The organism is Mesorhizobium sp. M0898 (assembly GCF_040319695.1).
Classification (GTDB): Bacteria; Pseudomonadota; Alphaproteobacteria; order Rhizobiales; family Rhizobiaceae; genus Mesorhizobium.
The window spans coordinates 1-8,307 of sequence record NZ_JAMYOE010000087.1 but is presented as its reverse complement, the minus strand read 5'-3'; the positions used below and the strand labels follow the sequence as shown (position 1 = coordinate 8,307).

The window sequence follows — 8,307 nt, the reverse complement described above, 5'->3', positions numbered from 1 at the left end:
TACCGCGCCCATTGCGAAGGTAGTCGATGAAGATGCGGCCCTTTCGGGCTGCCGGCGCAGCGGAGAGCAGATAGCGATCGGGATGAGCTTCAGCGAGGCGCTTGGCGAACGATCGGGCAAGGAGCCGGGCATTGTCGTGCGTAATCTTCGTCTCAAGTGGGGCCATCAAGTGAATGCCCTTGCCGCCCGTCACCTTCGGCCAGCTCTGCAGACCTTCCGCTTCCATGATGTCGCGGAGCGTTAGCGCGGTCTCGATCACTTCATCCCACTCGACCCCCTCGTGAGGCCGTCATCGAAAGCCGGGCTATCTCGGCAACGACAGCGCCAAAACCTCCGCGAAGACTCTCTTCGAAACAGGCGAGAACGGATTTTTCGTCGCCGGCTTCGACATAGATCACCCTTCCCGGAGGCAGGCCGGCCTTTCGATTGCCGGTGCGAACAGATTGGGCCGGGTAACGCACCACAGCACCTTGCCAACCGTGCGCGCGGCACGGCCGGCAGCAAACAGTGCCGCGGCCGCGCTGTCGACGGCGCCATTCCCTCCGCCCGCCACCTCGTGCAGACCGCCAAAGGCCAGTCCGCCTCCCGGCAGCGCCCTGTCGATGGCGGCCACTCCAAACGTCAAAACCGTGCGGGCGCGCGCTTCCGCCTTTGAGACGCGCGATGCGTTCTCGAAGCTCGGAAATGGAAACGGGAAAGCCCGTGATAGGTTCTACATTTGTTCTCGTCTCGACTAAGAGTCAACCGGGATGACGTCGTGCCCCTGCGGAAGAGGCATTCGAAACCTTGGCGGTCCAGAGCGCGGCCATGCGAGTTCCATTTTTGGGCGCCACGCAGTGTCCGAAAATTGTAGCATATTTCGGACTGATCTCTTGCCTTTGTCCGAAACTTGTAGCATATTTCGGACATGCCCAAAGTTAAGCCCGATGCCGATCTTCGCTCGCGCCTGCTTGCCCGCATTGAGTCCAAACCCGACGAGGTCTGGACCCCCGGCGACTTCGCCGATCTCGGCGCACGCGCCGCCGTCGACAAAACCCTGCAGCGCCTGGCAGCCGCCGGGGAGCTGCGCCGGATCGACCGAGGCCTCTATGACCGGCCGCGCACGAACAACCTGACTGGCCGCGCCACCGTGCCGGATTATCGCGCTGTGATCCGCGCCGTCACGCGCCGCGATCGGGCGCGCGCCGTCATCGATGGAATGACGGCCGCCAACGACCTCGGCCTGACGACCGCCGTCCCCGCCCGGATAGAAGTGCTGGTCGATGCGCGGTTGAAGCCAATCAAGCTCGGCACGCAGGAAATCCACTTCAAATACGCTGCCCCTAGCCGCCTCTATTGGGCGGATCGGCCGGGGATGCGGGTCGTCCAGGCCTTGCATTGGATGCAGGACATGCTGACCCAGAAGGGCGAACGGAAGCGTGTCCAGGCGACGTTGCGCCGCCTGCTTGCCGACCCCAGGCACGGCGAGGCCATTCGCGAGGATCTGCGCGCCGGTCTCTCCGCCGTGCCGATCTGGATGCAGGAATTCCTCCGCGAAATCCTGAGGGCGGACCCGCACGAGGCGAAGCCATGAGTACCGATGCTTACCGCCAGATCATCGCGGCATCCCCACGTGACCGGCTCGACCTGTTCCTCGCCACCGCCAATCGGATCGGAGCTCCGGTGGGCAATGTCGAAAAGGATTTCTGGGTCTGCTGGACCCTCAATTCGCTCTACCACGAACGGCCTGCGGGGGAGCCACGGCTGCTTTTCAAGGGCGGGACGTCGCTGTCAAAAGGCTATGGCCTCATCCAGCGTTTTTCCGAAGATATCGACGTTACCGTGTTTCGCGACGATCTCGACGAGGCTGCCTCCGTCGAAGAGCTTGAGGGACTGTCGAACAAGAAGCGCCGCGCCAAGCTCGACGCCATCCGGGACGCCTGCCGTGCGTATATCACAGGGCCACTGCGAGACTTCCTCACCGCTCAACTTGCCGACATCACCAACGGTGCCGGCCGGGTGGAGGTCGACCAAGCCGATGCCGATGGTCAGACCCTGCTGCTCTGGTATCCCGAGGTCGAACCGCGTGATGGCGCCTATGTGCGACCGGTCATACGCCTTGAATCCGGGGCGAAATCGGCGCTCGATCCGAACCGCCCGATCGCGATCACGCCCTATGTCGCCGAGGAAGCGGCAGGCATTGATCTCATCGTCGCCGACGTGACCACGATCGAGGCGACCCGCACCTTTTGGGACAAGGTGGTGATCACCCAGGGATTGCGCCGTTGGTATGAGCGGCGCGGCGAATTGCGGCAGGAAGGCCAGCGGGTCTCCCGGCACTACTATGACTTGCATTGTCTTCTTGGATCCGAGACCGGGAAGGCAGCCCTCGGCGACCTCGCTCTTGGCGCCGATTGTGTGCGGCACGCACGAATGTTTTTCGACCGTCCCGACTATGACCTCGCCTCAGCAGTCCCGGGCAGCTTCGCGATCGCGCCCGCTCCAAAGATGGTGGACGCGCTCGCGCGCGACTACGCCAATACGACGGCCATGATCTTCGGCACTCCGCCGAGCTTCAACGACATCTTGGCATCGGCGCACCAGATCGAGCAGGACCTGAACAGCCGGGCCTAGCCACCTGCACTGGACCATCTCCGCTCTATTTTGGCAGCCGTCTTTCTGCCACACGCAATTCCTCGAGTGTTGACTGCCACCAGATTTCGCGGCCCAGTTTCGATCCGGATCGCGCGGGCCAAGTTTTTACCGGTTCGTCCAGCTTGGCCGGGCGCCATTGCCCCCAAGACATAGACAGCCGCCGACGGAACCGCGGCGTAAGAGACATGCAGGGTTTCTGGTTCAACCGGCTCACCGCCGCACCCGACAAAGACGACGATGCCGTATCCAGAAGTCATCACAGGCCGCCGAGGGGCGGGAGGTCCTCCGGATCTGAAGGATAGCGCCTGCGTCGATGTCCAGCCCGAAACCGGGGCCCGACTTTCGGCAAAGGGTGGCAGGCGGCAGACCAGCGTGAACGTGCTGAGTAGCGGCGTTGTGGCTTTCGTGTTTCGGATTCAGCGCTCCGCGAAACCTATGACTTTCGGGCCATTCTCTTGGCCGCGAAGGTCGCCTCCAAGCCGAGAACCGGGCCGACCCGTCCTAGCCTCCAACCTTCTGCCAGACGGAGATGTGCTTGTCGCTGGTCTGCGTGAACGGCTCCCTTTTCCAGCCACTCCAGCGCTCTTTGAGCGTCAGGCCGGCTAGTCGCGCCATGAGGTCGAGCTCAGCCGGCCAAGCATAGCGGAACGGAACCGAAAAGCGCTGACAGATGCCGTCCCTGAGCCATATGTGATGGGACGAGAAAGTCTGGTTCACCACGTCGAACTCGTCGATGCCCCAATGCGTCTTGCTGCGGTCGAACGCCAGCATCGTCTCCCCGACCGGGAGCCGCCGAAGCGGCGGTACACCGACCTCTATCAGGAAGCGCCCAGACGGCTCTGGCGATTATCCGCACACCGCCGTCGCTCAGGGCGGAGTCGAGCAGGCAGGGGCAGGCCTACGCGTTCCATGCGCATCACCGCGCGCAGCTTTTTCAGATCGTGCGAGGTTCGCTGAGGCTGGAAACGCAGCGAGGCTACTTCATCGTGCCGCCCGAACGCGCCGTGTTCGTGCCGTCCGGGGTCCTTCATGAAGTGACCTACCTGCAGGACACCGATCGCAGCTATCTCTTCTTCCGGCCCGATGCGGTCATAAATCTGCCCTCGGATGTCTCCGTGATCGGGACGACGCCGCTGCTGCGCGAACTCATCCTGGCGTTTCTCGAAGTACCCCGTGCGGAGGCCGGCAGCGCTCGCGCCGAAAGACTGGTCGCAGTCATTCTCGACCAGCTTCGGGCGAGTCCGGTCGCGCCGTTGTCTCTTCCCTCGCCGATATCCGAACGCCTTCGGGCCCTCGCCGAAGACATCCGGAACCACCCGGGTGCAGACTGGCCGCTCGATGAGATTGCGTCATGCGCCGCCATGTCCCCGCGCAGCCTCCAGCGTCACTTCCAGTCGGAGACTGGCATGAGTTTTCGCGCCTGGCGGCAGCAGGCGAAACTTCTCAAAGCGGTGGAGTGGCTCGCCGCCGGCCGAAGCGTCGGCGACATCGCCTTCTCGCTCGGCTACTCTGGCCCGAGCGCCTTCATCGCGGTGTTTCGCGCGGCCTTCGGCGCCTCTCCTGGAAAGTATTTTCAAGAGCCATCTCCGGAAGCCTAACGCGGTGTCGCTCCGCTGACGCTTCAAAGCCAAGCCCGCGCGCCTCACCGATAAGAGCTTTCGGCGCGGGTATCCCTTGTCTCATCGCCCTGTCAACGCCTTAATGAGCGAAACCAAGCTGTCGCGCGCTCGCTCGTCGAGTGCGCCTTTCGGCCGCCATGCAGGAGATCATCAAGCTCATCCAATCAGCCGGGTTTTGTGTCGGGGTCTGGCTGGCTGAATTCCACATAAGATGCAGGTCGTCCGGCACGAAGACGACCCTCCACGATCCTTTGATACCGTTGGCAAGGTTGTAGGCGAGGACGGTCATGGCGGGGCACTCCTTTCGCCGTGGAGCGTGCCTATCTCACGGGGAAATTCCATCACCAGAGTAGTATTGACGCTCGCGCTTTCTCAGAAATCCAACGTCCACGTGATGCCGGAAGGTGCAGCTACCTTTTTTGCATCTCGATGGAACACGGGACCGCCGCGAAAGTTCGGTGCACGCAGCGAATCCTCCCCCTCCAGGTATTGCTGCAGATCGCTATCCCGATCGGCCCGCGCTCCCAGCAAGGCGCGGGCCTCGGCCTGTGGTGCTCATGCCATCTACTTCGATCCGCAAGATGGAATATGATCTGGATAGAAGGACCCTCTCTGTGTGGTTCGTCGCCAGCGGCAAGCGGTACGAGTTTGAGGGGGTACCGCCAGAAACGTTTGCCGCGTTCCGGGCCGCGTTCGCCAAGGGCCGCTATTTCAACGACCACATCCGCAACAATTTCCGCTACCGTCTGGTTGCGAGCGATAGCGACCCGGGATGACCTGACCTGCCGGCGGCTCAGTCGTCCTATCGCTCCAACCGACGGTTGCTGGACGCGTTGCCGCTGTGGCGCTTAGGGTTGGTTACGGTCCGCGCTCACCTGGCAAGCCCAACCCCCCGGCATCCCCCCGCCTGGTGCAAAGCGTTTGATCGGTCCCGCCGTTCTGGCAGTGCGGCGGGACTTTTTGCGGTCCAGGTGGAGCATCGGCGCGCGGGGAAGGCGCGGTGCACGCAGCACCTTTTCTCATCCAACGTAGCCGGTGGCGCGCTGAAGGTCTCAACGTCGGTCTGCCGCCGGAGCTCAACTAGCTGGACTATTGCTCGACCGGAAGCGGCTCGTGCTGGGACTCAGCGTGGTGGAAGACCTGTCCAAGATCGCGCGCGTCGAACGTTTGGCCGCAGACTGGGCAGTAGACCAAGTGCTTCGACTCGTCCTCTACCGGCCCGTCATGCGGCCTGCCCTCATAGCCCGTCGCGATGTTGTCGGTTCTAATCCGGGGCAACGACAAGTGCCTTTCGTCGGTTTGGCGGCCTATATTTCTCCACCAACCGGACCTTGTCACGGTCGACCGTGACCAGCGGCCCGAGTTCGATCGTCACGGTGTCCTCGTCGATGCGCGTGACCTCGCCTTTCAGGTCGATTTGCTGGCCTCGGTTCACCTTGGTGTGGTCGATCATGGAATGTGGGAAGTCGAAACCTGGGAAAGAGACGCTTACGCGGTCCTCTGTTATCCGCCTTCGAACCGTGGCAGTAATCGCCACCTGGTCACCAATGCCTATTCCCCGAGCCATGCCATGGATTCTGGTGCGGGCAGCGTCTTCTTCAAGAGGCTTCTAATATACGCCCGGCATCCTAAGGCTGACCTATGACCAGAGTTACAAAAGTTGAACTTCATCGGGGAACACTCCTTCTGTCTGCCTGTTCGATTTGCCAGGCGCATCCCGCGCATTCAGACAGGAGAAAGAAGATGAAACGCATCCTTTTGGCTTCGGCCGTGCTGGCAGTGTCGGCAGGGCTTTCCTTTGCCCAGACGACCAGCGGAACTTCGAGCGGAACCTCGACGAGCGGAACCTCGACCACGACAACCATGCCCAGTACGACGGATCAGGGCACCGGCACGACGAGCAGCGGGACCAACATGTCCGGCGATCAGGGCACCGACACGACCACCACCAGCGGCACCACAAATCCGAACTCGGCCAGAGACTGCGCGCCCGGCCAGCAGACTGGCAGCGCCCAGCAGGCTGCGCCAGGTCAGCAGGACACGACAGCCAACACCGCCGCGCCAGGCCAGGTGAAAAAGACCGACGAAGGTTGCTGATTGTCGGCGCAGGGAAGATGCAAGCGCCTTTGAACAGCCCAAGGGTGCGGCCCTGTCCGGCCGGATATGGAGCGGACGAACCGATAGATGGGAGCTCGACGGCTAGGGCACGCGTCCAGCGCAGCGCGTCCCTGGCGTCTTCCGGGTTACTGGAGAAGCAAGCCAGATTCGGGCCATCGCAAGCGTGCTTCACCTGCCGCGGCCCGCCCGTCCAAGACGCGTAGCATGTGCCGTCGCGTGAAGGCACCCGGGCATCGCGATCGATCGTACCCTTTCACTGCAATGAGCGCGGCTCATCGCCGATCATGTGACCTGATATCCACTCCCACTGGTCGTCGCGGAGGATCAGACGATCCATAATTCCCATGGCTGCCTGCAAAAGACAGCCTTGAATCTGATTTGCTCAGAAGTGGAAGTCGGGTGTGCTCGAAGCCTGCTGGCGGATCGGCGGCTGCAGCACCGCCGAACTTGCGGCCATGAATGTCATGCGACAAGGCCCCGATGTCCAGTTCGTATGCGCTTCGCCGGTCAAAGCTTTCGGCATAAATTGTCGGCCGCCGGCCAACGCTACCGTGCATTTCCAGGAGAGGATCCCGACGAGCGTGCCATCACGCGCTACACGGCGGTTACGCGGATATCACGGAGGTCCGCTTAGCGACAATCACGGGAGTGATCGACGAACTCGAAAGACAGGCGGCCGAAAACCTCGGAGCTCAATGTTCGAAGAAAGGGCGGCAAGACGATCGTCGATGGCGAAGTCGAGTTGGATGCGCTCGTGATGGTGGTCGTCGGTTCGACGGCAGGCGGCCCTAAGAGCCGGCCCGTCTTATTCGGCTTGCCTGGAATCAAGGAACATGGGGAGGAGTCTTTTGTTCGGAAGTTACAGGAACCGGATCTATGGGAGCGACTGAGAATGAGACAAGACATTGTGGCTGGCGCGAAGTTCCCCGACTACGTTCTTCCCGACCACACCAAGACGCCACGGCGGCTGTCGGACCTGCAGGGCGACCAGCTGATGATCGTGATGCTGACGCGTGGGTTCTTCTGCCCAAAGGACCGGCAGCAAATGCTCGAACTGGTGCGGTTTCACCCGCAATTGGTCGTCGGCTACACCCAGCTCGTCACGATCATCACGGATGATTGGCATACGACCAACAATTACCGCCAGCAGACCTCGGCACCTTGGCCCTTTCTGTGTGACGAGGAACGGCTCGTGCAGAAGGACCTGGACATCAAGGAATACACCGACACCACGCACGACGTGATGATCCCGCACACGATCGTGCTCGGGCGGGACCTCGAAGTCTTCAAGGTCCACAACGGTTATTATTACTGGGGCCGCCCGTCCACCGCCGAATTGCACGCAGAACTGCGCGAACTGGCGCGAAGAACCTATCGCGACTGGGACATCACCGAACCCGAGCTGCGGGAGAAATGGAAGAAAGGCGATAAATCCGACTTCTACCCCTATGGCGGGAATTCCATCTCCATGGAGACACTCATGCTCCAGATGGCCGGAGCGGTCGACCAATATGCCGGCCCGGCAAAGAGAAGCTGAACGGATGAAGGCAGCATCGCTCGCGGCGGTCTTCTCGCGGTGACGCTTTTCGTCCAGCCACGCTTGGTAATCGAACCTTTTTCCGATCTGGGCCTGCTACTGGATTTCCGCTTCGGCAACAGGGCCATGCTGTTCGATCTCGGAGATCTTTCGACGCTTTCGCCGCTTGAAATCTGGGGATCTCGCGCGTCTTCGTGACGCATATGCATATCGATCACTTCAGCGGTTTCGATCGCCTGCTCAGGCTGTGTTTCATGTCCTGGTCCTCTGGATGGGCCAGAACGAACCTCAAACCGGATTAGATCACAGGGGTCTCAGACCGACTATGACATCGTGTGCCTTCAGGAATTGAAGACTTCGGATGAGAAATTTCCCGCGGAAGCCGTCAGGAACGCCGGT

The 8,307-nt window shown here is 61.6% G+C and carries 10 protein-coding genes and 3 pseudogenes; 8 read left to right on the top strand and 5 right to left on the bottom strand.

Translation table 11 applies throughout. The features are described 5' to 3' along the window. Both ligD and NKH90_RS33700 read right to left on the bottom strand, forming a co-directional pair. Nucleotides 1–259, bottom strand: a 259-nt coding sequence (gene ligD / locus NKH90_RS33705) for a non-homologous end-joining DNA ligase LigD (RefSeq protein ID WP_502898901.1), incomplete at its 3' end; no start/stop codon positions are given. 19 nt (nucleotides 260–278) lie between these two features. After that, nucleotides 279–707 (bottom strand): annotated as a pseudogene (locus NKH90_RS33700) (ImuA family protein); the annotation flags it as partial. Between the two features lie 200 nt (nucleotides 708–907). Here NKH90_RS33700 and NKH90_RS33695 point away from each other — a divergent pair. Together NKH90_RS33695 and NKH90_RS33690 are read left to right on the top strand one after the other, a co-directional pair. Further along, the gene (locus tag NKH90_RS33695; RefSeq protein ID WP_352823593.1) at nucleotides 908–1,573 is read left to right on the top strand and encodes a DUF6088 family protein; all 666 of its coding nucleotides are present in this window, start codon (nucleotides 908–910) and stop codon (nucleotides 1,571–1,573) included. Beyond that, nucleotides 1,570–2,613, top strand: a complete 1,044-nt coding sequence (locus NKH90_RS33690; protein WP_352823592.1) for a nucleotidyl transferase AbiEii/AbiGii toxin family protein — start codon at nucleotides 1,570–1,572, stop codon at nucleotides 2,611–2,613. The genes NKH90_RS33695 and NKH90_RS33690 overlap by 4 nt, the downstream gene beginning before the upstream one ends. Before the next feature lie 522 nt (nucleotides 2,614–3,135). On the opposite strand, the gene NKH90_RS33685 is transcribed toward NKH90_RS33690, so the two are convergent. Then, on the bottom strand, nucleotides 3,136–3,405 hold the full coding sequence (locus tag NKH90_RS33685) for a hypothetical protein (protein WP_352618973.1): 270 nt from the start codon (nucleotides 3,403–3,405) through the stop codon (nucleotides 3,136–3,138). Nucleotides 3,406–3,451: 46 nt separating this feature from the next. On the opposite strand from NKH90_RS33685, the pseudogene NKH90_RS33680 reads away from it, so the two are divergent. Further along, nucleotides 3,452–4,232 (top strand): annotated as a pseudogene (locus NKH90_RS33680) (helix-turn-helix transcriptional regulator). A gap of 100 nt (nucleotides 4,233–4,332) precedes the next feature. Here the strand turns inward: NKH90_RS33680 and NKH90_RS33675 are convergent. Next, nucleotides 4,333–4,542 (bottom strand): hypothetical protein, encoded by a 210-nt coding sequence (locus NKH90_RS33675; protein ID WP_352503899.1) that lies wholly within the window; start codon nucleotides 4,540–4,542, stop codon nucleotides 4,333–4,335. A 268-nt stretch (nucleotides 4,543–4,810) separates the two neighbouring features. Between NKH90_RS33675 and NKH90_RS33670 the strand changes: the two genes are divergently transcribed. Continuing rightward, nucleotides 4,811–5,029, top strand: coding sequence for a KTSC domain-containing protein (locus tag NKH90_RS33670; RefSeq protein WP_023722567.1), 219 nt, complete (start codon nucleotides 4,811–4,813; stop codon nucleotides 5,027–5,029). Nucleotides 5,030–5,517: 488 nt separating this feature from the next. Here NKH90_RS33670 and NKH90_RS33665 read toward each other — a convergent pair whose 3' ends face one another. Continuing rightward, entirely contained in the window at nucleotides 5,518–5,706 is a 189-nt protein-coding gene (locus NKH90_RS33665) for a hypothetical protein (protein WP_352823589.1), read from the bottom strand. 290 nt (nucleotides 5,707–5,996) lie between these two features. On the opposite strand from NKH90_RS33665, the gene NKH90_RS33660 reads away from it, so the two are divergent. The 4 genes and pseudogenes from NKH90_RS33660 to NKH90_RS33645 all read left to right on the top strand — a co-directional run bounded on the left by NKH90_RS33660 (nucleotide 5,997) and on the right by NKH90_RS33645 (nucleotide 8,210). Continuing rightward, on the top strand, nucleotides 5,997–6,350 hold the full coding sequence (locus tag NKH90_RS33660) for a hypothetical protein (protein WP_352456137.1): 354 nt from the start codon (nucleotides 5,997–5,999) through the stop codon (nucleotides 6,348–6,350). 419 nt (nucleotides 6,351–6,769) lie between these two features. Next, nucleotides 6,770–7,129, top strand: a pseudogene (locus NKH90_RS33655) (DUF3182 family protein); the annotation flags it as partial. 134 nt (nucleotides 7,130–7,263) lie between these two features. Next, on the top strand, nucleotides 7,264–7,908 hold the full coding sequence (locus tag NKH90_RS33650) for a redoxin domain-containing protein (protein WP_352823587.1): 645 nt from the start codon (nucleotides 7,264–7,266) through the stop codon (nucleotides 7,906–7,908). Between the two features lie 203 nt (nucleotides 7,909–8,111). Then, nucleotides 8,112–8,210, top strand: a complete 99-nt coding sequence (locus NKH90_RS33645; protein ID WP_352775596.1) for a hypothetical protein — start codon at nucleotides 8,112–8,114, stop codon at nucleotides 8,208–8,210. Nucleotides 8,211–8,307: the final 97 nt, after the last annotated feature.

Excerpts from the sequence above, each read along its gene's own strand:
- NKH90_RS33695 (WP_352823593.1), top strand. The coding sequence starts at position 908 with ATGCCCAAAGTTAAGCCCGATGCCGATCTTCGCTCGCGCCTGCTTGCC.
- NKH90_RS33690 (WP_352823592.1), top strand. The coding sequence starts at position 1,570 with ATGAGTACCGATGCTTACCGCCAGATCATCGCGGCATCCCCACGTGAC.
- NKH90_RS33685 (WP_352618973.1), bottom strand. The coding sequence starts at position 3,405 with ATGCTGGCGTTCGACCGCAGCAAGACGCATTGGGGCATCGACGAGTTC.
- NKH90_RS33675 (WP_352503899.1), bottom strand. The coding sequence starts at position 4,542 with ATGACCGTCCTCGCCTACAACCTTGCCAACGGTATCAAAGGATCGTGG.
- NKH90_RS33670 (WP_023722567.1), top strand. The coding sequence starts at position 4,811 with ATGCCATCTACTTCGATCCGCAAGATGGAATATGATCTGGATAGAAGG.
- NKH90_RS33665 (WP_352823589.1), bottom strand. The coding sequence starts at position 5,706 with ATGATCGACCACACCAAGGTGAACCGAGGCCAGCAAATCGACCTGAAA.
- NKH90_RS33660 (WP_352456137.1), top strand. The coding sequence starts at position 5,997 with ATGAAACGCATCCTTTTGGCTTCGGCCGTGCTGGCAGTGTCGGCAGGG.
- NKH90_RS33650 (WP_352823587.1), top strand. The coding sequence starts at position 7,264 with ATGAGACAAGACATTGTGGCTGGCGCGAAGTTCCCCGACTACGTTCTT.
- NKH90_RS33645 (WP_352775596.1), top strand. The coding sequence starts at position 8,112 with ATGCATATCGATCACTTCAGCGGTTTCGATCGCCTGCTCAGGCTGTGT.